Source organism: Novosphingobium sp. HR1a (genome assembly GCF_015594425.1).
GTDB classification, from domain to species: Bacteria; Pseudomonadota; Alphaproteobacteria; order Sphingomonadales; family Sphingomonadaceae; genus Novosphingobium; species Novosphingobium resinovorum_A.
In genome coordinates this window covers 1-26,911 of the sequence record NZ_JABXWS010000097.1, presented here as the reverse complement: position 1 = coordinate 26,911, position 26,911 = coordinate 1, and the positions used below count along the sequence as shown (strand labels likewise).

Genomic DNA, 26,911 nt, shown 5'->3' with positions numbered 1-26,911 from the left:
GTCCCTGTTGGCGTACCGGGGCGCCATCAGCCACTAGGCCGGTCAACGATACCTGTCATGGTGGCTCCCGCCCACTCCATGACGTAGGGATCACGATGAGCCTATACCTAGATTACCTCGCCGAAATCGAAAGCAGGAAAAATCAGGGGCTCGCGCCCAAGCCGATCGACGACGGCGCGCTCATCGCGGAAATCATCACCCTCATCGAGGATACCGGCAGCGAATACCGCGCCGACGCTCTCAAGTTCTTCATCTACAACACGCTTCCCGGCACCACCAGCGCGGCCGGCGCGAAGGCGGCGTTCCTCAAGAAGATCATCCTCGGCGAAGCCACCGTCGCCGAAATCACCCCGGCCTTCGCGCTCGAACTGCTCTCGCACATGAAGGGCGGTCCTTCGATCTCGGTGCTGCTCGACATCGCGCTCGGCGATGACGCGGCCATCGCCGCCGAGGCGGGCGAAGTGCTCAAGACCCAGGTGTTCCTCTACGACGCCGACATGTTCCGCCTGCGCGACGCGCTTCTGGCCGGCAACGCCGTGGCGAAGGGCGTGCTGGAAAGCTACGCCAAGGCCGAATTCTTCACCAAGCTGCCCGACGTCGAGGACGAGATCGAAGTCGTCACCTTCATCGCCGGTGAAGGCGACATCTCGACCGACCTGCTCTCGCCGGGCAACCAGGCGCACTCGCGTTCGGACCGCGAACTGCACGGCCAGTGCATGATCTCGCCCGAAGGCCAGCAGGCGATCGTGGCGCTCAAGGCCGCGCACCCGGGCAAGCGCGTGATGATGATCGCCGAGAAGGGCACGATGGGCGTCGGCTCTTCGCGCATGTCGGGCGTCAACAACGTGGCGCTGTGGACCGGCAAGCAGTCCAGCCCTTACGTTCCCTTCGTGAACTACGCCCCCGTCGTCGCGGGCACCAACGGCATCTCGCCGATCTTCGCGACCACCGTGGACGTGACCGGCGGCATCGGCATCAACCTCAAGAACTGGGTCAAGCAGATCGGCGAGGACGGCAAGCCGATCCTCAACAACGACGGCAACCCGGTGCTTGAAGAGAAGTTCTCGGTCGAGACCGGCACGATCCTCAAGATCGACGTCAAGAACAAGAAGCTGACCGACGAGGCCGGCAACGAACTGGTCGATGTCGCCGCTGCGTTCACCCCGCAGAAGATGGAGTTCATGAAGGCGGGCAGTTCCTACGCCATCGTCTTCGGCAAGAAGCTCCAGACCTTCGCGGCTGAAACGCTGGGCGTCGAGGCACCCACCGTGTTCGCTCCGAACAAGGAACTCACCGTCGAGGGCCAGGGCCTGACCGCTGTTGAGAAGATCTTCAACCGCAACGCCGTGGGCGTCACCCCGGGCAAGGTGCTGCATGCCGGTTCGGACGTGCGCGTCAAGGTGAACATCGTCGGTTCGCAGGACACCACCGGCCTGATGACCGCGCAGGAACTGGAAGCGATGGCGGCCACCGTCATCTCGCCGCTGGTCGACGGCGCCTACCAGTCGGGCTGCCACACCGCTTCGGTGTGGGACAAGAAGGCCCAGGTGAACATCCCGAAGCTCATGTCCTTCATGAACAACTTCGGCCTGATCACCGCGCGCGACCCCAAGGGCGTCTATCACGCGATGACCGACGTGATCCACAAGGTGCTCAACGACATCACCGTGGACGACTGGGCGATCATCATCGGCGGCGACAGCCACACCCGCATGTCGAAGGGCGTCGCCTTCGGCGCGGACTCGGGCACCGTCGCGCTGGCGCTGGCCACCGGTGAGGCGACCATGCCGATCCCGCAGTCGGTCAAGGTGACCTTCAAGGGCAAGATGCAGCCCCACATGGACTTCCGCGACGTCGTCCACGCCACTCAGCAGCAGATGCTGGCACAGTGCGCGGGCGAGAACGTGTTCCAGGGCCGCATCATCGAAGTCCACATCGGCACGCTGCTGGCCGACCAGGCCTTCACCTTCACCGACTGGACCGCAGAGATGAAGGCCAAGGCCTCGATCTGCATCTCGGACGACGAGACCCTGATAGGCTCGCTGGAAATCGCCAAGTCGCGCATCCAGATCATGATCGACAAGGGCATGGAGAACGCGACGGGCACCCTAGCGGGCCTGATCGCCAAGGCCGACGCCCGCATCGCCGAGATCCGCTCGGGCGAGAAGCCGGCGCTGTCGCCGGACGCTTCGGCCAAGTACTTCGCCGAGGTGGTCGTGGACCTCGACATCATTGATGAACCGATGATCGCCGACCCGGACGTCAACAACCCGGACGTCTCCAAGCGCTACACCCACGACACGATCCGCCCGGTCTCGTACTACGGCGGCACCAAGAAGGTGGACCTCGGCTTCGTCGGCTCGTGCATGGTGCACAAGGGCGACATGAAGATCATCGCCCAGATGCTCAAGAACATCGAGAAGACCGAGGGCAAGGTCGAATTCAAGGCGCCGCTCGTCGTCGCCCCGCCGACCTACAACATCGTCGACGAACTCAAGGCCGAGGGCGACTGGGAAATCCTCCAGAAGTACTCGGGCTTCGAATTCGACGACATCAACCCGAAGACCGCCAACCGCACCGCATACGAGAACATCCTCTATCTCGAGCGTCCGGGCTGCAACCTGTGCATGGGCAACCAGGAGAAGGCATCGAAGGGCGACACCGTCCTCGCCACCTCGACCCGTCTGTTCCAGGGCCGCGTCGTCGAGGACACCGCGAACAAGAAGGGCGAATCGCTGCTCGCCTCGACCCCGGTGGTCGTGCTCTCGACCATCCTCGGCCGCACGCCGAGCGCGGACGAGTACAAGGCGGCCGTCGAAGGGATCGACCTGACCAAGTTCGCCCCGGCCCAGACGGCGGCTTGATCGGCGTAGTGTCGAAGGTCCGGCTGACCAAGCCGGACCGGACGCATTGGTTATGAAAATGGCGGCGCATGCACCTCGCATGCGCCGCCATTTTTTTGTGCCGTAATCGTAGGGACAGTTGGCTCCGAAACGTCGAGTGCTGATCGAGACAGTCATTCCCGCGAAGGCGGGAACCCATCTCCTACCCTCACGGGTGGGACCGTCATCAGCTGGGTCCCCGCCTTCGCGGGGATGACGATCGTGGTAGCTTGTGATGGCATCGGATGGACTCACCCCTCGTCATTGCGAGCGTAGCGAAGCAATCCAGGGCGGCGCTGAACAGCTCTGGATTGCTTCGCTGCGCTCGCAATGACGATCTGGGGTTACACCCTAGGCTGCGTCGATCTCCGCGATGATCCGGCCCGCTTCGGCGAAAGCGGTGTTGGCGGCGGGCACGCCAGCATAGATCGCGGTCTGCATCAGCACTTCCTTCAGCTCCTCGCGGGTGAAGCCGTCCTGCTGCAGTCCGGAGCGGACGTGGAGCGCGAACTCCTCCCAGCGGCCGAGGCTGGCGGTGATGGCCAGCACGATCAGACGGCGGGTGCGGTCGTCGAGGCCGGGGCGGCTCCAGATTTCCTGCCAGGCGATGCGGGTGATCATCGACTGGAACTCGGCGTTGAACGAGGTGCGCGCGGCCAGCGAGCGGTCCACCCATGCGTCGCCCAGCACGCGGCGACGGTTGAGCAGACCCGCCTCGAACAGGGACTGGGCGGCGGTGTCGGCTTCGGCGGTGTCGGTCAGGAAGCGAATGAGCGCGGCGCCCAGCGCGGCCGGGCTCTCGATCGGCGGGAGGTGCGAGGAATCCAGATGTACCACCTCGGCGCCGGGGATCGCGCTTGCCAGATGCTCGCCGTGGCCGGTGAAGGGGGTGGAGGTGTCCCGGTCGCCCGCGACGATCAGTGTCGGCACGGCGATGGCGGGCAGGCGCTCCGCCAGTTCCATGTCGCGGATCGCCGCGCCGCAGCCCGCATAGCCCGCGTCCGCCATGGCGACGAGGTTCGCGCGCAGGCCCTGCGCAACCGCGGGATGGCTGCGCACGAAGCCGGGCGAGAGGAAGCGCCCCATCGCGAGTTCGGCGATGGCCTGCGTGCCCTGCGCGCGCACGGTCTCCACCCGGGTGTTCCACGAGGCCGCGTCCATGTGCGCCGAGGTGCACACGAGCGCCAGCGCCTCCACGCGGTCCGGGGCGTCGAGCGCCATCTGCATGGCGATCATCCCGCCCAGCGAGACACCGGCGATGGCCGCGCGCGCGATGCCCGCCGCGTCCATCACCGCGGCGACGTCGGCCGCCAGCCCGGCCAGCGTATAGTCGCCATCGGGCGCGTCCGAGGCGCCGTGGCCCCGGGTGTCGATGCGTAGCACGCGAAAATGCGGGAGCAGCGCGGGCAGCGCGGTGTCCCACAGGCCCATGTCGGTGCCGATGGAATTGAGCAGCACCAGCGCGGGGGCGTCGGCGCGGCCGTCCAGCTTCCAGTAGAGCCGGAGCCCGTCATGCATTGCGAAGGGCATGTCTATCCTTTCCGTTCGATCTTCAGCAGCGCGGCGGTGATGCCCGCGCTCTCGCCGATGTCGCGGCCGGGTCCGGCCGCGTCGAGGTTGCGGGCGATGGCGCCTGCGTCGATTTCCAGCCCCTCGGCGACCACGGCCAGCGCATCGAGGCTGCCTGAGGCGAGGCAGAACAGTTCGGCGAGGGCGGGCGCTTCGGCCTGCCATCCGCCGAGGCCGCGCTCTTCCTCCTGCGGCAAGCCGCCCAGCACGCCGGCGACGAGGCCGGGCGCACGGGTGGCGGCGGCAAGGGCGACCTGGCAGCCGGTGGGATTGCGCTTGTGGGCCATGGCGGATGAGCCGCCGCGCCCGGGAATGGCGGGCTCGCGCGCTTCGCCCACGCCGTTCTGGGCGAGCAGGGCGACGTCGCGCGCCATCTTGCCCGCCGCGCCGATCAGGATGCCGAGCGAAGCGGCGATGGCGGCCACCCCGCCGCGCCGCCCGTGCCACGGCGGCGACGGCGTCAGGCCGAGCTGGGCGGCCATGCGGCGCGCGACCGCTTCGCCCTTGCCGTCCATACCGGCACGGGTTCCGGCGGCTCCGCCCAACTGCACGCAGGCATGCGCGGCGATCTCGGCGGAAAGGCGCGTGGCGGCCTCGACGATCCCGGCGCGCCAGTGGGCGATGCGCAGGCCGAAGCCGATCGGCAAAGCGTCCTGCAGCAAAGTGCGGCCGATCGCCGGGCGCTCCGCCTCGGCCTGCGCCAGCGCCGCCAGTGCGGCATCGATGCGCGTGGCGTCGGCCTGCAGCAGCGCATGCGCGGCGACGACCTGCCGCATCATCACGGTATCGGCCACGTCCTGGCTGGTCGCGCCCTTGTGCGCCAGCGGGGCCACGTCAGGGGGGAGCGCCGCGCGCAGGCGCGCCACCAGCGGGATCGCGAGGGTTCCGGCAAGCGCGGCCTCTTCGGCCAGCGCCGCCGGGTCGATCTCCAGCGCGGCGCAGGCCGCCGCGATGGCCTGCGCGGCCCCGGCAGGGATCACGCCTTCGACCGCCTGCGCCGTCGCCAAAGCGCTTTCGAAGGCGAGGGCATGGGCGATAACCGCCGCGTCGTCATGGACGGCGAGCATCGATGCCGTGGCGGCGGCGCGCTGGGCGATGAGGCCGCTCACAGGTCGAAGAACACCGTTTCCCGCTCGCCCTGAATGACGATGTCGAACCACCACGTCCCGTCCTCGCGGCGGCGGGCGATCAGGGTGTCGCGGCGCTCCTCGGGGACCTGAGCGAGCACCGGGTCGGTCTCGTTGCCCTCCGCGCCTTCGAAATAGAGGCGGGTGGGCAGGCGCTTGAGCACCCCGCGCCCGAACACCGAAACCGCGATGTGCGGCGCCTGCACCGTCATGCCCGGTCCCGGAACGCGGCCGGGCATGACGGTGCGGAAGCGGTAGACGCCGCTCTCGTCGGTCGATGCGCGGCCGAACCCGGTGAAGTTCGGGTCGATCGCCAGGTCTTCGCGCGGGTCGTCGGCGCTGCAATAGCGACCGGCGGCGTTAGCCTGCCAGATCTCGATCATCGCGTCGCTGACCGGATCGCCGTTGCCGTCGTAGACGCAGCCCGCCAGCGCGATCACCTCGCCCTCGGGCGCGTCCTTGGGCGCGCTGACGCCCAGGATATAGTGCGCCTCGGGGAACAGCTCGGGCCGCGCGCCCATCTCGGACGCGCCGACGAGGTCCGCGCCGCCCTTCCACGGCAAACCGTAGTGGAAGAAGGGACCGACCGTCTGCGAGGGGGTCTGGCCGAACAGCGCGGGATCGAGGTTGTCGCTACGGGGAGCGGCGTTGCGGGTTTCGAGATCAGTGGTCATGGTGGTCATCCTCGAACGGGGTCTGGTCGCGGCCCTTGAGCACCACGTCGAACAGGTAGCCGAGCGCCCAGTTAGGCACCGTCGTCGCGATGTCGAAACGGCAGACCATGCGATTACGGTAGGGCATCGGCACGGCGTTGGCGATCGGGTCGATCTCGATCAGCGGATCGTCGGGGAAATAGAGCTGCGTCACGAGCCGCGTCGAGAAGGCCGGGCCAAGCAGCGAGAGATGGATGTGCGCCGGGCGCCATGCATTCTTGTGGTTGCCCCAGGGATAGGCGCCGGGACGGATCGTGGTGTAGCTGTAGCGGCCCTGATCGTCGGTGATCACGCGGCCCGCGCCGGTGAAGTTGGGGTCCAGCGGCGCGTCCCAGTTGTCCTTGCCGTGGATGTAGCGCCCGGCGGCATTGGCCTGCCAGATCTCCATCACGGTATTGGGCACCGGCCGCCCCCGATCGTCGAGCACGCGGCCCGAGACAACGATGCGCTGGCCTTGCGGCGGCGCCTCGTGCTGGGCGGTGAGGTCGGCCATCGCGCCGCCCATCAGCTGGTCCCAGCAGCCGGTCGGGCCGGTCGTCTCGGTCAGCGTCTGCTGCAGGGGAAGCGGCGCGAGCGACGGGCTGCGCAGGCCCGTCGAGCGGTAATCCGGGACGAGCGATGGCGGCGATCCAGCATCCTCAAGGGCATAGGGCAGAACTTCAGTCACGGGTCATGGCTCCGGAACGGGGTTGATTGGAAGGGGCTGTCATCAGGCGGTGCCCATCGGCAGCCCGACGTAGTTCTCCGCCAGCGTGCGCTGGGCGGCGCGCGAGCCGCGGATATAGTCGAGTTCGGCGGCCTGGATGCGGCGGGCGAAGCCGTCCATTTCCGGGAAGCGGTGGGTTATCGAGGTGAACCACCAGGAGAACCGCTCCGCCTTCCACACCCGGGCGAGGGCGCGGGTGGAGTAGCCGTCGAGCCCGGCCTGGCTGCCGCCGCGATAGTGCTCGACGAGCGCTTCACCCAGGAACATGACGTCGGAAACCGCGAGGTTCATACCCTTGGCCCCGGTCGGCGGGACGATGTGCGCGGCGTCCCCGGCAAGGAACAGGCGGCCCCAGCGCATCGGCTCCGACACGAAGGAGCGCAGCGGCGCGATCGACTTCTCGAAGCTGGCTCCGCGCGTCACGCGCGACGCCGCCTCGGGGCCGATGCGCAGGCACAGTTCGTCCCAGAAGCGTTCGTCGGGCCAGTCTTCGATGCTCTCGTCCAGCCCGCACTGGATGTAGTAGCGGCTGCGCGTGGCCGAGCGCATCGAGGCGAGGGCGAAGCCGCGTTCGTGGTTGGCGTAGATCAGTTCGTGGTCGGCGGGTGGCACGTCGGCAAGGATACCGAGCCAGCCGAAGGGATAGACCCGCTCGAAGGTACGCAGGACATCGGCGGGGATGCTGGCGCGGCTGACGCCGTGGTAGCCGTCGCACCCGGCCACGAAGTCGCAGCGCAACTCGTGCGCCTCGCCGTCCTTGTGCCAGCGGACCACGGGGGCATCCGTGTCGAGGCCCTCCAGCGTGACGTCTTCGGCGTTCCATTCGATCCGCAGGCCGCGCGCGGGGGCGGCTTCGAACAGGTCGTGCATGACTTCCTGCTGGCCGTAGACGGTCACCGCGCTGCCGCCGGTCAGTTCGGCCATGTCGATGCGGAACAGCGAACCGTCGAGCGAGATCTGCGTGCCGCCGTGGACGAGGCCCTCGCGATCGAGCCGCTCGCCGAGGCCGAGGCGGTGCATCAGGTCGGTGGTGACCTGTTCGAGCACGCCCGCGCGCACGCGGCCTTCGACGTAGGCCCGGTCCCGCCGCTCGATGACGATGGCGTCGATGCCCTCTGCCGCAAGCAGATGTGCGAGAAACATACCGGCCGGGCCGGCGCCGATGATGGCAACGCTGGTGCGCATGAAAATCCTCTCCTGAGCTGTCAGGGGCTTGTTGACGTGGGCCGCTGCAGCTCCGTGCTGTGCCGCCATCCTACTCCCGCGGGCCCCGATGGACATGGCAGCGCCGACATATTACTTGGATGAAACGACAGCCCGCAAGGTAAGCGCTCTTGAGCAAGCATACGGTCCCTTCCTTCTACCTCTACGGAGAAGCGCCAAGGCTGGTGCACAAGGACTTCGTCCACGTCGAAGCGCTGGTCGACCGGTCACGCCCCAGCGAATGGACGATCCAACCGCACGCGCATTTCGAGCTGAACCACATCTTCGTTCTACTCTCCGGCGGCGGAGCGATGAAGGCGGACGGCGCCCTGCTGCGGATCGAGGCGCCGGGCTTCCTGCTTGTGCCTGCATCGACCGTGCACGGCTTCGAATGGCTGGAGGACAGCGAGGGCTTCGTCGTGACCGTGGGCAGCAGCTACGTCGCCGACCTCAACGCTGCTGACGAAACCCTCGCCGACCTCTTCGCGCGGCCAAGGGCGGTCGGCTTCGCGGCCGGGGAAGTCGAGCACGTGCGCCGGATCGTCGCCGACCTCGTGCGCGAGTTGAACTGGGCTTCGGTGGGGCACCGCGCGGCGGTCAGCGCGGCGATGCTCTCCCTGCTAGTGGTCGCCATCCGCAGCATGGACGCGCCGGCGGCAGCGGGAGCGCGCGCAGGTGTCCACGCCTCGACCGTCGCGCGCCTGCGCGAACGGATCGAGCGGCGGTTCCGCCTGCGCGAGCCGATCTCGAGCCACGCCGCCGCGCTGGGGGTGAGCGAGACCGCCTTGCGTGCTGCCTGCGCCAAAGTGGCGGGACGCTCGCCCGGCGAGATGCTCGACGAGCGGGCCTTGCTGGAGGCGCAGCGGGCGCTGCTCTACACGAACCTGTCCATATCGGAGATTGGGTTCTCGGTCGGCTTCGCGGATCCGGCTTATTTCAGCCGGTTCTTCCAGCGCAAGCTCGGCCTGTCTCCGCGCGCCTACCGCACGAAATTTGCTTCCCGGGCCGTGGTCCTGCTCGATTGAATGCCGCCTTCGCGGGAATGACGGCGCTACGATCCTCGATTTTCATTGCGAGTGCAGCGATCGAGGAGTGCATTCAGAATTGCAGCCGGAAGAAGCCTTTATATTGGTCAGGTCATTTTTCGGCCGAAGGAAAAGCGCCTGATGGTATTCCTTATGCCGGGCATGGCGTGACGGCTAACGCCCCGGCATTATTCCACGCAAGCTAGTTATCTGATGTATTGCGTCGATGAGGTAGGGCCAATATGGAAGAGAAGCAAGGCGAGTCAGGGGGCGTTGCTCCTCCCGGCTCTCAAGGGAGAACGTTGTGAAGATCATTTCGGCCAAGGTCATCGTGACCTGCCCTGGTCGCAATTTCGTGACGCTGAAGATCACGACAGATCAGGGCGTGTACGGGATCGGCGACGCCACCATGAACGGGCGCGAAAAGGCCGTCGTCGCCTATCTCGAAGATCACGTGGTTCCGTGCATCATCGGCATGGACCCGCGCCGGATCGAGGACATCTGGCAGTATCTCTATCGCGGTGCCTACTGGCGCCGCGGCCCGGTGACGATGCGCGCGATCGCGGCCGTCGACGTCGCCTTGTGGGACATCAAGGCCAAGATGGCGGGCATGCCGCTCTATCAGCTGCTCGGCGGCCGCAGCCGCGACGGCGTGATGTGCTACGGTCATGCCAACGGCGCCGACATTGCCGAGACGGTCGATGCGGTCGGCCAGTACATCGATCTCGGCTACAAGGCGATCCGCGCGCAGACCGGTGTGCCGGGCATCAAGGATGCCTACGGCGTCGGGCGCGGCAAGCTGTTCTACGAGCCGGCCGACGCCGCGCTTCCGTCGGTCACCGGCTGGGACACGCGCAAGGCGCTGAACTACGTGCCCAAGCTGTTCGAGAAGCTGCGCGAGACGTACGGCTTCGACCATCACCTGCTGCATGACGGTCACCACCGTTACACCCCGCAGGAAGCCGCGAACCTCGGCAAGATGCTGGAGCCGTACCAGCTGTTCTGGCTGGAGGACGTGACCCCGGCCGAGAACCAGGAGGCGTTCAGGCTGATCCGCCAGCATACGGTGACGCCGCTGGCGGTGGGCGAGATTTTCAACACGATCTGGGACGCCAAGGACCTCATCCAGAACCAGCTGATCGACTACATCCGCTGCACGATCGTCAGCGCGGGCGGCGTCACGCACCTGCGCCGCATCGCTGATCTTGCCGCGCTCTACCAAATTCGCACCGGCAGTCACGGCGCGACCGACCTCTCGCCGGTGACGATGGGCACGGCGCTGCACTTCGACACCTGGGTTCCGAACTTCGGCATCCAGGAATACATGCGCCACACCGAGGAAACCGACGCGGTCTTCCCGCACGACTATCGCTTCGCGGCGGGCGAGCTGTTCTGCGGCGAGACCCCCGGCCACGGCGTCGACATCGACGAGGAACTGGCGGCGAAATACCCCTACAAGCCCGCCTACCTGCCGGTCGCCCGGCTCGAGGACGGGACGATGTGGAACTGGTAAGAGCCGGCAGCGTGGCAAGGATCGTCTGCCTCGGAGAGGCGATGGTGGAACTGTCCGGCTCGGCGGGAGCATGGGGCGTGGGGTTTGGCGGCGATACGCTGAACACCGCCATTCATCTCGCCCGCGCCGGGCATGACGTCGCCTACATGACCGCGCTGGGCACGGATGCCTTCAGCAATGGACTGCGCACGGCATGGACGGCGGAGGGGGTCGATTGCGGTCTCGTCCTGACGCATCCCTCGCGGCAGGCCGGGCTCTACGCCATCACCACCGACCCTGCGGGCGAGCGCAGTTTCACTTACTGGCGGGAAACCAGCGCGGCGCGGGCGCTGTTCGAACTGGAAGCCGTTGATGCCGCGATGGACGTTGCCGAAACAGCCAATCTTCTGTGCTTTTCGCTGATCTCGCTGGCGATCCTGCCGCCGCAGGGGCGGCGGGACCTGCTCGCCCTGGCCGGGCGGGTGCGCAATTGCGGCGGTCTGGTTGCCTTCGACGGCAACTACCGCCCGCGCTTATGGGAATCTCCCGAGGCAGCGGCGCGCATGCGTGACGAGGCGATCGGCCTTGCCGACATCGGCCTGCCGACTTTCGAGGACGAGGCGCTGCTGGACGGCGCAACCTCGCCGCAGGCGGTCGCTGCGCACTGGCGGCGGCTCGGTTGCGGCGAGGTCGTCGTCAAGCTGGGCGCGCAAGGCTGCCTCCTGCCCGACGCAACGGTTTGCCCGGTGCCGAACGCCCTGAGCCCGGTCGATACCAGCGGCGCCGGAGACGCCTTCAACGGCGGCTACCTCGATGCTCGCATGCGGGGCGTTCCGGTTGCGGAGGCGGCACTCGCCGGGCACCGGATGGCAGGCTGGAACGTCATGCGACGCGGCGCGATCCCCCCGCGGGACCCGGCAGCGCCCTATATCGCACCGGAAAATTGGTAAGACATGTTGCGGGCGCCCGCGGCTTGTGACATTCATCGGGGATGGCGGAACGCTTGAAACTGTATCAGCGCGTGGCGCAAGAGATCGAACAGCGCATCGGAAGCGGGCAATATGCGGCCGGCAGCCGGCTGCCTGCGGAGCGTGATTTTGCCGAGCAATTCCAGGTCAGCCGTCCCACGATCCGCGAAGCGATGATCGCGCTCGAGATTCGGCAACTGGTGGAAGTGCGCCATGGCTCGGGCGTCTACGTGGCCGAGGAAATCCCTGCCGACCGCACTCCGGCCGAACTCAACGTCGGCGCGTTCGAACTGATCGAGGCGCGCATCATGTTCGAGGGTGAGGCCGCCGCGCTCGCCGCGACCGTCATGTCCGACGAGGAAGTGGCGCGTGTCGGCGAAATCCTCGAACGGATGGAGGCACTCGATCCCGCGACGGCGGAAGAGCTTGTGCTTGACCGGCAGTTCCACATGGCGATCGCCGAAGGCACGCAAAGCTCGCTGGTGGCCCAGACCGTCGAACACCTGTGGGACCTGCGCGAACAGTCGCCGCTGTGTCGCCACATGTTCGAGCAGGCGCGGCAGGTCGGCATCAACCCGCGCCCCGACGAGCACCGCCGGGTCTACGACGCGCTCGTCCAGCGCGATCCCGAGCAGGCGCGCTCCGCCATGCGCGCCCATCTGATGCGCGTTTCGGAGGACCTGCTGGCCGTCACCGAACTCCAGTTGATCGAGAAGGCCAGGCAGGAGATCGGCGAAAAACGCCGCCGCATCCGCGCGTAGCCGGCCGGCGGCGGCCTGGTGCCGAAGCGGGCATCGAAGGGCATTTGACGCGCCTGCCGGTGCTCGCTACCGCAAGCCGCGATGATTGCCCTTCTGTCCCCCGCCAAGACGCTCGATTTCGAGCGTGTGCTCCCGCCGCTCGCCGTTTCGACCCCGCACTTCGTGGAGGAGGCGACCAGCCTTGCGCGCTCGGCCGCGAACCTCACGCAGAAGCGCCTTTCCGAGCTGATGCATATCTCGCCGCGTCTGGCGAAGCTGAACGCCGACCGTTTTCGCGACTTCCCCGAACTGCCCGAGCGGCAGGCGCTGTTCGCCTTCGCCGGTGACGTCTACACCGGGTTCGAGGCGCATACGCTGGACGAACCGGGCGTGACTTTCGCGCAGGATCACTTGCGCATGCTCTCGGGCCTCTACGGGCTGCTGCGCCCGCTCGACACGATCAAGCCTTACCGTCTGGAAATGGGCACTCGCTGGGCGCCGCGCCACAAGAGCCTGACCGACTGGTGGGGCGACCGCATCGCCGCGCTGCTGCGCGAACAGGTGGCGGAGGAAGGATCGGGCGTCGTGCTCAACCTCGCCAGCCAGGAATACTTCGCCTCCGTCTCCGGGCGCCTTTCCGGCATCCGGGTGATCGAGGTCGAGTTCCGCGAGCCCGGCCCCAACGGTCCCCGCTTCATCAGCTTCAACGCCAAGCGCGCGCGCGGGATGATGGCGCGCTGGATGTGCGAGCACCACATCACCGACGTCGATGCGATGCGCGGCTTCGACACCGACGGCTACCGCTTCGATGCCGAGGAGAGCGAGGCCGACCGCTGGCGCTTCACGCGCGCCTGACGGGGGCGCCGCTGCCTTCGGCAGTTCATGGAAAATGCCCATCCGGGCATTTCCTTACGGCACCGGCCCACTCCCCCACCCGACCACCCAACGGTAGTATCCTGAGGGTGGTCGGGTGGGGGAGCGGGCCGGTGCCGCGAAATTCGCCTGTAGCGAATTTCCAAACAGACTCTCACGCTACCTGCGCGAGATCGTTCCCCGCATTCGCGAAGTAGCCGAGGACTTCGCCCGCCTCGATCGGCTTGCTGTAGTAGTAGCCCTGAAGGTGGGTGCACCCGGCCGACTTCGTCGCGCCGATAAGGTGCGCCTCGCTGATCCCTTCGGCGACCACTTCGGCGCCGACGTGGCGGGCCATGGTGACCGCCGCTTCCAGCACCGCCACCGAGGCCGGGTCCTGCCCTAGGTCCATGACGAGGCTGCGGTCCAGCTTCATGCGGTCGAACTTGAAGCTCTTGACCATCGACAGCGACGAGTAGCCGGTGCCGAAATCGTCGAGCGCGATGCGGAAGCCCAAAGTCCGTAGCAGGTTGAGCGTCAGCAGCGCCCGCGTGTTCCGCTCGATCGACAGCGATTCGGTCACTTAGCAGGCCATCGGCACGATCGGCGCCAGTTCCAGGCCTGCCGCATCGGCGACCAGCCCGCTCAGCAGCGGCACAACGGCGCCGCCGACGATGGCCATGCAAACCAGCGCCGAACCGCGCGGGGTTTCCTCGCCCAGCCCTTCGATCGACAGGGTGAAGATGGTGGGGAACATGATCGAGTTGCACAGGCCCACCGCGACCAGCGCGCCTGCCGAGATCGACCCAGTGAGCGTCAGCGAACAGGCGATGAGCACCATCGCCACGCCCGCATGGATCGCCAGCAGCCGCCCGCCCGAGACGACCCGCAGCACGAAGGAGCCTACGAACCGGCCGGCCAGTGCCCCCAGCCAGTAGAGCGCGACGAACCCGGCCGCCGATGCCTCGGCCATCCCCAGGGTCTTGGGCAGGCCGAGATAGTTGATGAGGATGCTGCCGATCGAGACTTCGGCACCGACGTACAGGAACATCGCCGCGACGCCGAGCGCCAGCTTGGGATTACCCTGCAGCCAGGCGATGAGGGGCTGGCTGGTGCGTTTTGTCTTCTCCGTCCGGTCGAGGGGCAGGCGGATCTTGCCGCGCAGCGCCCAGCAGATCGCCGCCACCAGCACCAGCAGCGCCGCGATGGCAAGGAACGGGCGCTGCACGATCTGCGCCTCGGCGACTTGCGCGGCGTGGACGGCGGCGGCGTCATGGTGGTCGATCTTTCCGGCGGGAATGGCAGAGACCGCAAGGATCGTCGCCGCCCCGATCAGCGGTGCAACCGCTGTGCCGAGCGAGTTGAACGCTAGGCCCAGCGTCAGGCGGCTGTGCGCCCGCTCCGGCTTGCCCAGCGAGGCGATGATCGGATTGGCGCAGAGCTGGAAGATGTTGGTGCCGCCCGACAGCACGAACAGCGCGACGAGGAACGCCCAGTACGATCCGATCAGCGCGGCTGGGGCGAACAGCAGGCACCCCGCCGCCATCGTCGCGATGCCCAGCGCGGCGGCCTTCACGAAGCCGATCCGCGCGGTGATCATTCCGGCCGGGCCGGACACGACGAGATAGGCGAGGAAGAAGCTGAACTGCGTCAGCATCGCCTGCGTGTAGCTCAGGTCGAACAGCGACTTGAACTTGGGAACCAGCGTGTCGACGAGAACCGTCGCCACGCCGCCGGTGAAGTAGACCGTCGTGATCGCACCTGCGAGCACGCCCGTCGAAACCGGGGTCGAAAGTGGGGTCGTCGCGGCCGGGGCGGCGAACGGACCTGAGTTGGAAACCTGCATCGCTACCCCTTCCTGCGTCAGCCTACCGAGTTTTCGAGCACGCCGATCGGCTCGATCGTAACGGCTACCGCATCGCCTGCCTGAAGGAAGCGCGGCGGATCGAAGCCGATGCCCACCCCTGCGCACGTGCCGGTGGCGATGATGTCGCCCGGCTCCAGCGTCATCGTGGCCGAGATCGTCTCGATGATGGTGGGGATATCGAAGATCAGCTGCGAGACGCTGGCGTTCTGGCGCACTTCACCGTTAACCGCGGTGACCAGCTGCAACGCGCCCACATCGGGCACTTCGTCGGCGGTCACCAGCGTCGGGCCCATCGGGCAGAAGCCGTCGAGGTTCTTGCCAATGAACCACTGGCGATGGCGGTTCTGCAGCGTGCGCGACGTGACGTCGTTGACGATGGTATAGCCGAACACGTGCTCCATCGCCTTGGCCTTGGCGATGCCGCGTCCGCCCTTGCCGATCACCACCGCGAGTTCGCCCTCGTAGTCGACCGAGGCGGTCGGATCGAGGTGGCCGGGAATGACGCTGCCCGGCGCGGCGACGGTGGTGGACGCCTTGGTGAAGATGATCGGGAATTCGGGCTGCGCATCCTTGCCTGCGCTGGCGTCGAAGCCGCTCGAATGGAACTCGATCGCGTGGTCGTAGTAGTTCTTGCCGACGCAGAAGATGTTGCGCAGTGGCCGCTCGATCGGGGCGAGCACGTCCACATCGGCGAGAGGCACGGCAGCGGCGGAGCCGGCTGCGACTTGCGCTTCGATTTCGGCGAGCGCGGCGGGGCCGCCGGCGATGATGGCCTGGATGTCGCCGATGACGGGGACCACCGCGTCACCCTGAAGAACGCCGAGACGTGTCGTTCCGCCGACGGCGAAGGTGATGAATTTCATGTCTGTATCCTTGTGGCGATGTCGGAAGGCAGCGGGTCAGGCCGCCTGGGAAATCTCATGGGGAAAGAGGTGGTTGGCCGCGTTGAGCAGGGCTTCGGGCCGCTCCATCGCGACGCTGTGCGAACACCCGGCAAGCAGGTGGACGTCGGCGTGCGGTAGCTTTGCTGACAAGGCCATGGTGAGCGGCTCGATCGGGAAGCCCTGGTCCTGCCGCCCGTGCAGCATCGTAAGCGGGCAACGGATCGCGTCGATTTCCGCCTGTGTGAGCACCGTGGCATTGATGAAGCGCTGCTTGTCGCCGGAGAACATCTCGCCGAAATAGGCGCCGTAGCCCGGCATACGCAGCACGGCCTCGCGGTTGCGCAGGTACGTCTCGTCGATGAGCGTGTCATCGGCGATCAGTGTGCGCGCCGCCGCGATCAGCGCCTCGCGGTCCTCCGGGAACGTCCAGCACGTCACCGTCGCGTCGTTCAGGGGGTAGGGCGCCCCCATCGTACCGGTGGTCAGCACCTGCCCGACGCGCGGCTCGCTGGCCGCCAGCTTGAGCGCCAGCGCGCCCGAGATGGAGTGCCCGATGATGCCGATCTTCTCGCCCGGCATCTTCTCGATCATGGCCCGGCACTGGCGCAGCCAGAGCGGGAAGTCGAAATAGGGCCCCTGCGGCTTGCGGTCTGACCCGCCGAAGCCGATCAGGTCCATCGCATGGACGTGATAGCGCTGTGCCAGCGGTTCGAGCACCGAACGCCAGTTGCCGATGGTCGAGGCACCCGGCCCGGAGCCGTGGATCAGCAGGAGTGGATAGCCCGCCCCGCCGACCCGGTAGGAAACGTGGATGTCCTCGAACGTGAAGCCGGTGGTTTCGAAGCGCGTTTTCGTGCTCATCGCGCCGCTCACTCCCCCGCTCACAGGGCTGCGACCGTCTGGACCTCGATCAAAAACGGCTCTTTGACCAGGCGATCGATCATCAGCAGCGTGTTGGGGGGATAGATGCCGTTGGTGAAGAACTGCGGGAAGTTCTTCAGGCGAAAGTCCATGAAATTGGGAATGTCCTGCGAGTGGACGAGGTAGGTGGTGAACTGCACCACATTCTCCCAGCCCGCACCGGCGTCGGTCAGGGCGGCGTGGATATTGGCGAAGACCTGCGTCGCCTGCGCTTCGAAATCGCCTTCGCCGACGATCTCGTCGTTGGCATTGCCGGACAGCTGGCCGGCAATGAACAGGAATTCGCCCGCCTTCACCCGCGTCACCTGCGAGTACTGGCCCATCGGCGTGCCAAGAGACTTGGGATTGTAGATCGTCATATCGAGCACGAAACAGAACCTTTCTTGATGCGTGTTATCGAAGGCGATCTTTGCGGATCGCTGCTATCTTCTTCCCGGCCGCTTCGCGTCGGACTGACGCAGCCGCATGCCTTCGACGAGACGTTTCATCGTCCCCAGACAATGTTCGCGGGCCAGTTCGCCGGCGCGGATGGAATCCCGTGCCTTGAAGGCGTCGAACAGCGCGCGGTGTTCGTCGGCGGCGTCATCGACATGGCCGGTGACGTTGACTTCCACGCGCACGTAAGGCTCGGTGGCATCACGCAAGTTGATGACCGTCGCGGCCATGCGCTCGCGTCCGGCGCTGGCGATCAGGCGATTGTGGAACTGGCGGTTGAGATCGAGCCAGGTCGCCTGATGACCTTCCTCCGCCGGGTCCAGTCCTTCCATCTGGTCCAACAACGCGCCCACTTCGCGCACGTCCGCTTCGCTGCGGGCCCGCGATGCGACTTCCATCGCGTGCTGTTCCACCACCATGCGCAATTCGAAGACCTCGATGATCTCCATCAGGTCGAGCGAATTGACCGCGAAACCGCGGCGCGGACGCAGGACGATCATACCCTCGGCCTGAAGGCGGCTGAGCGCCTCACGCAAGGGCACGCGGCTTACGCTGTACTGACTGGCCAGCACTTCCTGGCGCAGTTCCTCACCCGGCGCAAAAGTGCCGTCGAGGATCGCATGCCGCAGCGATCGATAGAGGCGTTCGGGCAGGGACAGGTTCTCGCCCACCTCAAATGTAGTAGCCACTGAACTCTCCGGTGTAGATTGTATTCATATATGACGTGGCGGAGGTTCAGCGTCAACCGACAATGTATATTCTCGAAAATCCTTGATTTCAGGGCGAAGACACTCGCAACCTGAGTGCCGAGGCAGCCACTTAGGTGGTTTGCCCTTGACAAGAATCATTACGGTAGATTGTATTCAAAATCAAGAGCGATCCGATCCACCTTTCGGAATTGCCGCCAGATCACGCAAAAACAGGACCAGCGATGACCACGATGACGGTGACGAAAACGGTGATGGACACGATCGCCGCGATGACCCCGGCCGACAAGGCGGCGCTGCTGACGGGCCATGGCATGTGGCGTACACGTGCGCTGTCCGAACGCGGCGTTCCGGCCTTGCTGATGACCGACGGCGCCTATGGCGTGCGCTATTCCACCGAGCAGATCGACGATGCGCAGGAAGGCGGGCAGGATCTCGAACAGTTCCTTGCCGTGGTGAACACCCGCGCGCGCGACATGGAAGCCGCTTTCGGTACGACCCGACCGGCGACCTGCTTCCCCAACGGTTCGGCGATCGCGTGCAGCTGGGATGTCGACATGGCCCGCGCGCTGGGCGCGACGCTGGCGGCCGAATGCCGCGCGTTCGACGTCAACATCCTGCTCGGCCCCGGCATCAATACCCGCCGCACGCCGCTGGGCGGGCGCAGCTACGAATACTATTCGGAAGACCCCGTCGTCAGCGGCGATTTCGCCACCGGCGTCGTTTCGGGCCTGCAGGACAACGGCGTGGGCGCCTCGCTCAAGCACTTCGCCTGCAACAATTCCGAAGTTGAGCGCACCACGATGGATTCGGTGGTCGATCCGCGCGCGCTCCGCGAAATCTACCTGCTGGGCTTCGAGCGCGTCGTGCGCCGCGCGCAGCCGTGGACGGTCATGAGTTCGTACAATCGCCTCAACGGCGTGCAGACGTCTGCTGATCTCTGGTTGCTGACCGACCTGCTGCGTGACGAATGGGGCTTCGAAGGCGTCGTCGTTTCCGACTGGCACGGGATCAAGGACCGTCCCGCCTCGCTGCTGGCGGGCAATGACCTCGACATGCCCGAGAACGCCAGCCGGCACCGCGCGCTGCTCGCCGCGATCGAGGACGGCAGCCTGCCCGCCGAGGCGATCGACCGTGCCTGCGCCCGCGTGTTGCGACTGGTCGAGATGGCGACCGAAAAGGCCGGGCCGGTGACCCCCTTCGATCCCGATGCACACCACGAAGTCGCCCGCGCGATGGCGGCGGAATCGATCGTCCTGCTGCGCAATGAAGACGCCATGCTGCCGCTGCAGTGTGAAGGCCTGAGCCGGATCGCGGTGATCGGCGAGGGGGCTAAGCGGCCCGTCATCCAGGGTTCTGGCTCGGCGACCACCGCGCCGACCCGCGTCGACATTCCCTTCGACGAAATCGTGCGCATCGCTGGTGAGGGCGTGCAGGTCGATTTCCTGCGCGGCTACGATCACGACGGCGCCGAACTGGAAGCCCTGCGTGCCGAGGCGGTCGCGGGCGTTGCCGGGGTGGACGTTGCCGTCGTCTTCGTGACCACCGATTCGACCGAGGACGGCGAGGGCGCCGACCGCAAGGATCTGGCGCTCGCCGCCGGACACGATGCGCTGATCCAGGCGCTGGCGGATACCGGCGTGCCCGTGGTCGTCGTGCTCACCAACCCTGATGCCGTCGTCATGCCCTGGCTGGGTAATGTACACGCCGTGGTAGAAACTTTCTTCGCCGGGCAGGGCATGGGCGGCGCGCTGGCCGAGATTCTGTTCGGCCTGCGCAACCCCTGCGGGAAACTGACCGTCACCTTCCCGCAGCGCATGGAGGACATTCCCGGCTTCCTCACTTATCCGGGCGAGGGCGGGGTGCACCGCTATGTCGAGGGCATCTTCGTCGGTTACCGCCATTACGACCGCCGCAAGGTGGAACCGCTGTTCCCGTTCGGCTTCGGGCTCAGCTACACGCAGTTCGCCTATTCAGACCTCGTCGTCGAAACGCCGGTGCTGGATGCCGAAGAGGACCTTCATGTGCGTCTCAGCGTCACCAACACCGGCGCGGTCGCAGGCAAGGAGATCGTCCAGCTCTATCTCGGCTTCCCCGACAGCAAGGTTCATCGCGCCGACCGCGAACTGAGGGCCTTCGCCAAGGTCGCCCTGGCACCGGGCGAAACGCGCGAGGTTCGCCTGCGCGTCGCCGCGCGCGACTTGTGCTTCTTCGATCCGGAGCTGAACAAGTGGCGCCTCGAAGCGGGCCGCATCCGCGTCGAGGCGGGTGCATCCTCGCGCGATATTCGGGTGACCGGCGAGGCGGAAGTGGTGCTCCCGCATGTCTATCACCGCCCGCTGCGCATCGACAGCGAGCCCAAACACGTCCTCGCCAACCCGGTCGCGCGCCGCCATTTCGAGGCGTTTCTGGCCGAGAAACTGGACCTCACCCCCGACGCGGCGAAAGCGATGCTGGCCTATACCAGCACCTCGTTCTTCGGTATTCGCACGACGCTGAACTACTTCTTCCGGCAGGACCTGGACCGTGCGGAGATCGCGGAGATCGTCGCGCGCATCAACGCAGAGCCGGACATGGCCGCCCCCGCCGCCGAGCCGGTGAGCTGACGATGGCAGGCGCCCCAGTGAGCAGCGCGCCAGCGCTGGAAGTCGGCTTCGAAGACAGGATCGGCTTTGCGCCGACTCTGTTCTTTGCGGCACAGCATCTGCTGGCGCTGACCGGGGTATGGGTGTTTCCCTCCATCATCGGCACGATTTTGGGCCTGTCGCTGATCCAGACCAGCCACATCGTCCAGGCCTGCCTCTTCACCACCGGCGTCGTGACGCTGCTCCAGTCGGGGCGGATGTTGCGGCTGCCGGTGGTGCAGGGGCCGACCGGCGTGTTCCTGATGACGACGATCGCGGTCGCACAAGCTTACGGGCTCGATGCGGTGTATGGATCGATGCTGGCGGCGGCGTGCCTGTTCGCGCTGCTGGCGCTGCCGATACCGGGGCTGGACCTTATCGGCAGGCTGACGCGCAGTGCCGCCAACCCGATCGTCTATGCCATGCTGCTGGTCATCGTCGGCGTGCAGCTGTCGAGCGTCGGGCTGGCCAACTGGTTCGGTCCGGACCCCGCTGCGCCCCAACTGGTGTCGTTCCTGCTGGCGTCGTTTTCGGCGCTGACAGTGATCGCCTGCCTCGTGTTTGGCGGTCAGGGGCTGGTCAAGAAGGGCGGTCTCGTCATCGGTGTCGCTGCCGGATCGGCGGCGGCTGCGCTGATGGGGCAGTGGCAGCTTCCGGCGCTGGGCGAGGTCACGCCGCTGGGTCTGCCCGCCCTCGCGCCGTTCGGGCTGAAAGTGGTGCCCGCAGCTGTCTTCGTGATGGTCTTCGCGTTCCTTCACGCCTCGATAGAGACGGTGGGCATGTATTCCGTGCTGTGCAGCTGGGCGGGGCGCCCGCTGACGCGCGCAGTCGCCAACCAGGGGCTGTTCGTCGAGTATCTGGGCTGCGCGGCGGGCGCGCTGTTCGGCGGCCTGGGCACGACCTCCTATCCCGAGAACATCGCCATCATCCGCGTCTCGCGCGTGGGCAGCCGGTTCGTGACGATGACGGCGGGTGCGCTGGCGATCGCGCTGAGCATGCTGCCGCAACTGGCGCTCCTCATCGCAAGCATTCCCGCGCCCGTGATCGGTGCGGTCTCGACGATCCTGTTCGGCATTATCGCCGTCAACGGTATCCAGATGGCGCGCGAGATCGAGTGGGACGACCTCAACATCGCGGTCGCCGCGCCCGCCTTCATCCTCGCTTCGGGAGCCTTGTTCCTGCCCGACCCGGTAAAGGCGCGGCTGCCCGCCTACCTGCTGCCTCTGCTGTCGCAGCCGATGGTGATCGGTTCGATGCTGCTGATCGTGCTCAATCTGCTGGTCAACGACATCGTGCGACCGCTGATCGAGCGCGAAGCGCAGGGCGCTGCCTGACGAATAGGAAAAAGCCCGCGCGCCGCCAAGGCTGCACGGGCATTCGCCATCCCGCTACCGGCCGGCGCGCAACCGGTCTCGCGGGAGATGACGGGGCGAAGGTCTCCTCCCTCTTCGCCCCGTCATCGTTGCTTCACGCAGGCTCGTCGTAAGCGGCGTAGCTCATGCCGGTGATCCATTCGGGCACCGGTTCGTAGGCGATGTAATCCGCCTTGGCGCCGTTCATCGCGCCCATCAGCGCGACCCAGTTCAATGCTTCGTGACCGCCATGGCCGCCGCGTTCCTCGACTTCGTCGTACGTCAGCGCGCGCATGTAGCCGATATCGCCTTCCTCGAACTTCTCCAGCATCTCGCGGTCCCAGTGCTCGTTGAGCAGGGGGTGCTGGAAGCCGAGCGGCCACTGCATCTTGCCCATCATCTCGATCTCGTACTTGGCGAGATCCGAATAGAGGCCGGGATCGTCGACCAGGCTGCCCTTGCCCTCGGTCTGGTAGCGCTTCATGCGCTGCAGGAATTCATCGTCCTCGGGCGCGCCTTCGGTCCAGACCGGCGGCCAGTGCGAGAGACCGCCGGTGGCGAGCAGGAACACGCGGCGGTCGTCCGGCATCGCCTCGATCGCGGCGCGCACGGCAAGGCCAAGGTCGTAGGCGCGCCAGTACGGCATCAGCGGGGGCGAGAAGACGTTGATGTAGACCGGCACCACCGGCATGTCGAACGTGGGCTGGATGAAGCGCAGCGGCATCATCAGGTTGTTGCCGTATTCGATGGCGCCCATGCGCGCGGCCTCGAAGCCGCGGTGCACCAGCTCGCGCAGCAGATGCTCGCCCATCGCCGGGTCCGAGGGGATCGCGTGCTGTTCGTCGAAGCGCAGCGCTTCCATCATGTATTCCGCCGGACCGACGTGCGAATCCGCGATGCCGACGCCGAGCGAGGGCAGCAGGTTGCGGAAGTGGTTCTCGAAATGGTCGTCGAGGAAGGCAACGATCACATCGGGTTTGGCCGCCTCCAGGCGCTCGCGCAGGGTTTCGTGAATGGCCGTAAGCCGCGCGCGCTGGTCGGTGGGCGGGGCATCGGGCCAGCCGAGCGCCCCCGGCACGTGGGACATGCTGATACCACCAACGATTCTGGCCATATGAATTTTCCTCGGGATTTCGTGAACGGTTGAGCCTGGCGGTCGCCACACATCCGGAGCGATCGGCCGTTGCGGGGACAACCTTCCAGACAACGCGCGCGAGTGCAAGAATTTTATACAAACTACAATTGTTGCAGGATCGTCCGCCGGTAGCGGTGCTGACAGTTGCGTCAAATGACCTATTCCCGGGCTATCCGGCGTCGGATATCGCGATTTCCAGGGCGAAGATCGGCTCGGATTCGCATCCAATGCTGCGCACCGCGCTTTACGAAATATTGCAGAAAACATATATAATCATGGTGTTAACGGGAATTCCTGCAGTTCCATGATTTTCGGTTGACACCGATCTTTATTAGTAGATTGTATTCAGTGTGACGACGGCATTAAGGACCGGCAGGCAGGCCGCCTGCGCTGGCAACCTGCGTGCACGGTCACAGTCAGGACGATGGAGCCGCCTGCGGCTTCCGGGAAAAAAGCGAGCCGGGACCAGCCCGGACACATCAACATCTTCCGACCAACACGAGATCACGCGCTGCCAGCGCGTGTCAGGGAAAGCGGCTGCCGATCCGGCACCAACACGAGGGCTAATCGACAATGAATCGATCCAGGAATTTTCTGCTCGCGGCAAGTACATGCGCGCTCGCGCTGATGGGCTCGCAGGCGGCGTCCGCGCAATCGGCCGAAGCATCCGCCGACACCGGAACCGGCCTCGGCGACATCGTGGTGACCGCTGAGAAGCGTCCCACCCTGCTGCAGAAGACCCCGCTCGCGATCTCGGTCATCGATGCGGAGGCGATCAAGGCCAACGGCGTCGGCAACCTGCAGGATCTGGCGGGCGTGGCGCCGGGCTTCAACTTCTCCAACAACGGCGCGCAGACGATCCTGACCGTGCGCGGCGTCTCCAGCCGCGATACCAGCGAGATCGGCGATCCGGCCGTGGCGCTGAGCATCGACGGCATCTACTTCCAGCGCGCGCTGGGCCTCAACGCGACGATGTTCGACGTCGAGCGGATCGAGGTGCTGCGCGGACCGCAGGGCACGCTGCTGGGCCGCAACTCCACCGGCGGCTCGATCAACATCGTCTCGGCCAAGCCGGTCGACCACTTCGAGGCCAACGTCTCGGGCGAGATCGGCAACTACGACACGTTCATCACCCAGGGCATGGTGAACCTGCCGGTCACCGACACGCTGCAGGTGCGCGCCGCGTTCCAGACCCGCGACCACAGCGGCTACCGCAACAACCCGGTCGGCCGCGACGGCGACGACGAGCGCAGCAAGGCCGCGCGCCTGAGCGTGCTGTTCAAGCCGACCGACCGGCTCACCATCGACCTGATCGGCGAATATTCGCACCTTGGCGGCGTCGGCCCCGTGCGTCAGGGCATCACCCCGGTCACCGGCGCCGACGGCGAGCCGGACATCACGGTGAAGCCGCCGATCCCCGGCGACGGCAAGAGCTGGTCGCAGACCGATGGCGCCTACGTGAAGGGCGACACCTACTTCCTGCGCTGGAACGCGGATTACGATCTCGACTTCGCGACCGTCACCTACCTCGGCGGCTACCGCAACCTCGATTACACCCGCAACGCGCTCGACGAGCCGGTCTACGGCAGCAATCGCCAGAACATGACCTTCTTCCAGCACGAGAAGCCCGTGACCTGGAACCATGAAGTGCGCCTGACTTCGCAACTGGACGGGCCATTCCGCTTCCAGGTCGGCGGCTTCTACTTCCGCGAAAAGAACTCGGTCGACGCGCAGTTCCGCGACTATCCAGGCAAGAATGCCGTCATCGGCGATTACGTGCTGCTGGCGCGCTACTATTATCCCGACACTGTCACCACTTCGCGCGCGGTGTTCGGCCAGGCGGCCTACAAGCTCACCGACCAGCTCGAAGTCGAGGGGGGTATCCGCTACACCCATGACAAGAAGCATCGCTCCGGCTCGTACACCTCGACCGATGGCGATGCCTATCTCGAGACGGGCGCGATCAATTACGAGAGCGGCGACCAGTACGGCCGTTCGAGCGACAAGGTCACCACCTACCACGCCGGGCTGAACTACCAGTTCACGCCGCAGAACATGGCGTACTTCAAGTTCGACACCGGCTTCAAGTCGGGCGGCTTCACCGACAATTCGGCCTATGGTCCGGAAAAGATCACGTCCTACGAGATCGGCCTCAAGAACCGCTTCTTCGGCGGCACGTTGCAGGTCAACGTCGATGCGTTCTGGTACGATTACAAGGACCAGCAGGTCTCGCAGTTCATCATCCGCGACGACGGCTTCTCCTCGATCGACGTCTACAACGCGGGCAAGTCGCGCTACAAGGGCGTGGAAGCGGACGTGACCTGGCTGGCGACCCCGGCCGATCACTTCGATGCCTATGTCGCCTATGTCCACGCCGAGTACACCGACTTCGCGGTGGCGGACGGCGACGGCAATCTCCAGCTTGCCGGAAACGTGCCGCCACAGGCGCCGCGCTGGTCGGCGAACTTCGGGTACAGCCACGATTTCGACCTGGGCTTCGGCACGCTGACCGCACGGGCGCAGACGCACATCGAATCCAAGTCCTACTTCAGCTTCTACAACTGGGATTCGGAGAAGCAGAGCGGCTACACCAAGTCCGACCTGATGCTGACCTACAAGCCCGCCGACAAGGCATGGTCGGTGGAAGCTTATGTCCGCAATCTGGAGGACAAGCTGATCCTGACCGGCACCGGCCCGGCCAGCACGCAGATTGCCTATCAGTACGCCGCGCCGCGCACTTATGGGATCCGCGCCAGCTTCGACTTCTGAAGTCGAAAGTTCATTCTCATTCCCACCTCTAAGTCTTCAGGGGTGTGCCCCTGAAGATATTTTTTGGAGGATGCACTTCATTGAGGGCAGGTTGTTTTTAATGCCAATAAATTTGCGTTATGTTAAGGGTTTTATGATTAAGTACTTTTCATACATTAATAGGTTTCGCGATGTATCAAGATATACGAGATATATTGGCAAAAGATAACTGCTCGAACGTTGAGAAATAACGCTATGTCCTTGACGACACCTTGGAATGCCAATCCTGATCGTTACGATGGACACATGATCTACCGCCGGTGCGGGCGGTCCGGGCTGGATCTTCCGATTATTAGCTTGGGCTTATGGCAGAATTTCGGGGGAACCGATGTCTTCGAGACCTCCCGTGCCATGTTGCGGCGAGCCTTTGATCGAGGGGTAACCCATTTCGATCTCGCGAACAATTACGGCGTACCATACGGGTCTGCGGAAGAGAATTTCGGTCGCCTGCTTGCGTCTGATTTTGCCTCGCATCGTGATGAATTGATCATTTCAAGCAAGGCAGGCTGGGACATGTGGCCGGGACCATATGGCCAAGGTGGCGGGGGACGAAAGTATCTCATTGCTTCATGCGAACAGAGTTTGAAGCGCATGGGCCTGGACTATGTCGATATCTTTTATTCCCATCGGTTCGACCCGGATACGCCGCTGGAAGAAACGATGGGGGCGTTGGCTCACTTGCATCGACAGGGAAAGGCGCTTTACGTCGGAATATCGAGCTACACGGCCGAGCAAACAAAGGAGGCCGTGCGTATCCTCTCTGCCATGGGTGTTCATCTGGTCATACATCAGCCGAATTATTCTTTGCTGAACCGTTCGATTGAAACGGAACTGCAAGAGGTGCTTGGTGATGCGGGGATGGGGTGCATCGCTTTCTCTCCTCTCGCGCAAGGGTTGCTTA

At 65.5% G+C, this 26,911-nt stretch carries 23 protein-coding genes; 11 read left to right on the top strand and 12 right to left on the bottom strand.

The window, feature by feature from the left end:
- Positions 1-95 precede the first annotated feature (95 nt).
- Positions 96-2,864: a bifunctional aconitate hydratase 2/2-methylisocitrate dehydratase gene (locus HWN72_RS25595; RefSeq protein WP_036526519.1), complete on the top strand. Its 2,769-nt coding sequence runs from the start codon at positions 96-98 to the stop codon at positions 2,862-2,864.
- Between the two features lie 369 nt (positions 2,865-3,233).
- Here HWN72_RS25595 and pcaD read toward each other — a convergent pair whose 3' ends face one another.
- From pcaD to pobA, 5 genes are read right to left on the bottom strand one after another with little or no spacing between them, the layout of a single operon-like run.
- The gene (gene pcaD, locus HWN72_RS25590) at positions 3,234-4,412 is read right to left on the bottom strand and encodes a 3-oxoadipate enol-lactonase (protein WP_036526518.1); all 1,179 of its coding nucleotides are present in this window, start codon (positions 4,410-4,412) and stop codon (positions 3,234-3,236) included.
- Positions 4,413-4,414: 2 nt separating this feature from the next.
- On the bottom strand, positions 4,415-5,560 hold the full coding sequence (locus HWN72_RS25585) for a lyase family protein (RefSeq protein ID WP_211151699.1): 1,146 nt from the start codon (positions 5,558-5,560) through the stop codon (positions 4,415-4,417).
- The gene (pcaG, locus tag HWN72_RS25580) at positions 5,557-6,252 is read right to left on the bottom strand and encodes a protocatechuate 3,4-dioxygenase subunit alpha (RefSeq protein ID WP_211151698.1); all 696 of its coding nucleotides are present in this window, start codon (positions 6,250-6,252) and stop codon (positions 5,557-5,559) included. The genes HWN72_RS25585 and pcaG overlap by 4 nt, the downstream gene beginning before the upstream one ends.
- Positions 6,242-6,958 (bottom strand): protocatechuate 3,4-dioxygenase subunit beta, encoded by a 717-nt coding sequence (gene pcaH / locus HWN72_RS25575; protein WP_008833444.1) that lies wholly within the window; start codon positions 6,956-6,958, stop codon positions 6,242-6,244. The genes pcaG and pcaH overlap by 11 nt, the downstream gene beginning before the upstream one ends.
- Positions 6,959-7,000: 42 nt before the next feature.
- The gene (pobA, locus tag HWN72_RS25570) at positions 7,001-8,182 is read right to left on the bottom strand and encodes a 4-hydroxybenzoate 3-monooxygenase (RefSeq protein WP_008833443.1); all 1,182 of its coding nucleotides are present in this window, start codon (positions 8,180-8,182) and stop codon (positions 7,001-7,003) included.
- Positions 8,183-8,331: 149 nt separating this feature from the next.
- Between pobA and HWN72_RS25565 the strand changes: the two genes are divergently transcribed.
- From HWN72_RS25565 to yaaA, 5 genes are all read left to right on the top strand, one after another.
- Positions 8,332-9,225, top strand: coding sequence for a helix-turn-helix domain-containing protein (locus HWN72_RS25565; protein WP_036526514.1), 894 nt, complete (start codon positions 8,332-8,334; stop codon positions 9,223-9,225).
- Between the two features lie 304 nt (positions 9,226-9,529).
- On the top strand, positions 9,530-10,738 hold the full coding sequence (manD, locus tag HWN72_RS25560; RefSeq protein ID WP_211151697.1) for a D-mannonate dehydratase ManD: 1,209 nt from the start codon (positions 9,530-9,532) through the stop codon (positions 10,736-10,738).
- A complete protein-coding gene (locus HWN72_RS25555) occupies positions 10,726-11,667 on the top strand; it encodes a sugar kinase (RefSeq protein WP_309141590.1) in 942 nt (313 codons plus the stop codon). The genes manD and HWN72_RS25555 overlap by 13 nt, the downstream gene beginning before the upstream one ends.
- A 41-nt stretch (positions 11,668-11,708) precedes the next feature.
- Positions 11,709-12,446, top strand: a complete 738-nt coding sequence (locus HWN72_RS25550) for a FadR/GntR family transcriptional regulator (RefSeq protein ID WP_211151696.1) — start codon at positions 11,709-11,711, stop codon at positions 12,444-12,446.
- An 81-nt stretch (positions 12,447-12,527) separates the two neighbouring features.
- A complete protein-coding gene (yaaA, locus tag HWN72_RS25545) occupies positions 12,528-13,280 on the top strand; it encodes a peroxide stress protein YaaA (protein WP_211151695.1) in 753 nt (250 codons plus the stop codon).
- A 172-nt stretch (positions 13,281-13,452) separates the two neighbouring features.
- On the opposite strand, the gene HWN72_RS25540 is transcribed toward yaaA, so the two are convergent.
- The 6 genes from HWN72_RS25540 to HWN72_RS25515 form a co-directional block, all read right to left on the bottom strand.
- Positions 13,453-13,860: an EAL domain-containing protein gene (locus HWN72_RS25540; protein ID WP_289357069.1), complete on the bottom strand. Its 408-nt coding sequence runs from the start codon at positions 13,858-13,860 to the stop codon at positions 13,453-13,455.
- Positions 13,861-15,123 (bottom strand): sugar MFS transporter, encoded by a 1,263-nt coding sequence (locus HWN72_RS25535; RefSeq protein ID WP_211151694.1) that lies wholly within the window; start codon positions 15,121-15,123, stop codon positions 13,861-13,863. It lies immediately after the preceding gene.
- A 17-nt stretch (positions 15,124-15,140) separates the two neighbouring features.
- Complete coding sequence (locus HWN72_RS25530; protein ID WP_036527813.1) at positions 15,141-16,007, bottom strand: fumarylacetoacetate hydrolase family protein; 867 nt, start codon at positions 16,005-16,007, stop codon at positions 15,141-15,143.
- Between the two features lie 36 nt (positions 16,008-16,043).
- Positions 16,044-16,889, bottom strand: a complete 846-nt coding sequence (locus tag HWN72_RS25525) for an alpha/beta fold hydrolase (RefSeq protein WP_036527830.1) — start codon at positions 16,887-16,889, stop codon at positions 16,044-16,046.
- Positions 16,890-16,909: 20 nt separating this feature from the next.
- The gene (locus HWN72_RS25520; protein ID WP_051586996.1) at positions 16,910-17,308 is read right to left on the bottom strand and encodes a RidA family protein; all 399 of its coding nucleotides are present in this window, start codon (positions 17,306-17,308) and stop codon (positions 16,910-16,912) included.
- A gap of 63 nt (positions 17,309-17,371) precedes the next feature.
- Positions 17,372-18,073, bottom strand: coding sequence for a GntR family transcriptional regulator (locus HWN72_RS25515; RefSeq protein WP_081799118.1), 702 nt, complete (start codon positions 18,071-18,073; stop codon positions 17,372-17,374).
- Between the two features lie 242 nt (positions 18,074-18,315).
- Here HWN72_RS25515 and HWN72_RS25510 point away from each other — a divergent pair, with 242 nt between their 5' ends.
- Both HWN72_RS25510 and HWN72_RS25505 read left to right on the top strand, forming a co-directional pair.
- Positions 18,316-20,697, top strand: a complete 2,382-nt coding sequence (locus HWN72_RS25510) for a glycoside hydrolase family 3 C-terminal domain-containing protein (protein ID WP_051586994.1) — start codon at positions 18,316-18,318, stop codon at positions 20,695-20,697.
- 17 nt (positions 20,698-20,714) lie between these two features.
- On the top strand, positions 20,715-22,049 hold the full coding sequence (locus tag HWN72_RS25505) for a uracil-xanthine permease family protein (protein ID WP_162177406.1): 1,335 nt from the start codon (positions 20,715-20,717) through the stop codon (positions 22,047-22,049).
- 133 nt (positions 22,050-22,182) lie between these two features.
- Here the strand turns inward: HWN72_RS25505 and HWN72_RS25500 are convergent, their stop codons facing one another.
- Positions 22,183-23,181 carry a dioxygenase gene (locus HWN72_RS25500; protein WP_036527808.1) on the bottom strand — a complete coding sequence of 333 codons (999 nt, stop codon included), beginning with the start codon at positions 23,179-23,181 and terminating at the stop codon, positions 22,183-22,185.
- A 29-nt stretch (positions 23,182-23,210) separates the two neighbouring features.
- On the opposite strand from HWN72_RS25500, the gene HWN72_RS25495 reads away from it, so the two are divergent.
- The 3 genes from HWN72_RS25495 to HWN72_RS25485 all read left to right on the top strand — a co-directional run.
- Positions 23,211-23,510, top strand: coding sequence for a hypothetical protein (locus tag HWN72_RS25495; RefSeq protein WP_155986358.1), 300 nt, complete (start codon positions 23,211-23,213; stop codon positions 23,508-23,510).
- Between the two features lie 319 nt (positions 23,511-23,829).
- Positions 23,830-25,971 carry a TonB-dependent receptor gene (locus tag HWN72_RS25490; RefSeq protein ID WP_155986362.1) on the top strand — a complete coding sequence of 714 codons (2,142 nt, stop codon included), beginning with the start codon at positions 23,830-23,832 and terminating at the stop codon, positions 25,969-25,971.
- 285 nt (positions 25,972-26,256) lie between these two features.
- The coding region (locus tag HWN72_RS25485) for an aldo/keto reductase (protein ID WP_211151693.1) at positions 26,257-26,911 on the top strand (655 nt) is incomplete at its 3' end.

Bases quoted from the DNA above. Each gene is read 5' to 3' on its own strand.
- HWN72_RS25595 (WP_036526519.1), top strand. From the start codon at position 96: ATGAGCCTATACCTAGATTACCTCGCCGAAATCGAAAGCAGGAAAAAT.
- pcaD (WP_036526518.1), bottom strand. From the start codon at position 4,412: ATGCCCTTCGCAATGCATGACGGGCTCCGGCTCTACTGGAAGCTGGAC.
- pcaG (WP_211151698.1), bottom strand. From the start codon at position 6,252: ATGACCACTGATCTCGAAACCCGCAACGCCGCTCCCCGTAGCGACAAC.
- pobA (WP_008833443.1), bottom strand. From the start codon at position 8,182: ATGCGCACCAGCGTTGCCATCATCGGCGCCGGCCCGGCCGGTATGTTT.
- HWN72_RS25550 (WP_211151696.1), top strand. From the start codon at position 11,709: ATGGCGGAACGCTTGAAACTGTATCAGCGCGTGGCGCAAGAGATCGAA.
- yaaA (WP_211151695.1), top strand. From the start codon at position 12,528: ATGATTGCCCTTCTGTCCCCCGCCAAGACGCTCGATTTCGAGCGTGTG.
- HWN72_RS25535 (WP_211151694.1), bottom strand. From the start codon at position 15,123: ATGCAGGTTTCCAACTCAGGTCCGTTCGCCGCCCCGGCCGCGACGACC.
- HWN72_RS25530 (WP_036527813.1), bottom strand. From the start codon at position 16,007: ATGAAATTCATCACCTTCGCCGTCGGCGGAACGACACGTCTCGGCGTT.
- HWN72_RS25525 (WP_036527830.1), bottom strand. From the start codon at position 16,889: ATGAGCACGAAAACGCGCTTCGAAACCACCGGCTTCACGTTCGAGGAC.
- HWN72_RS25520 (WP_051586996.1), bottom strand. From the start codon at position 17,308: ATGACGATCTACAATCCCAAGTCTCTTGGCACGCCGATGGGCCAGTAC.
- HWN72_RS25510 (WP_051586994.1), top strand. From the start codon at position 18,316: ATGACCACGATGACGGTGACGAAAACGGTGATGGACACGATCGCCGCG.
- HWN72_RS25500 (WP_036527808.1), bottom strand. From the start codon at position 23,181: ATGGCCAGAATCGTTGGTGGTATCAGCATGTCCCACGTGCCGGGGGCG.
- HWN72_RS25490 (WP_155986362.1), top strand. From the start codon at position 23,830: ATGGGCTCGCAGGCGGCGTCCGCGCAATCGGCCGAAGCATCCGCCGAC.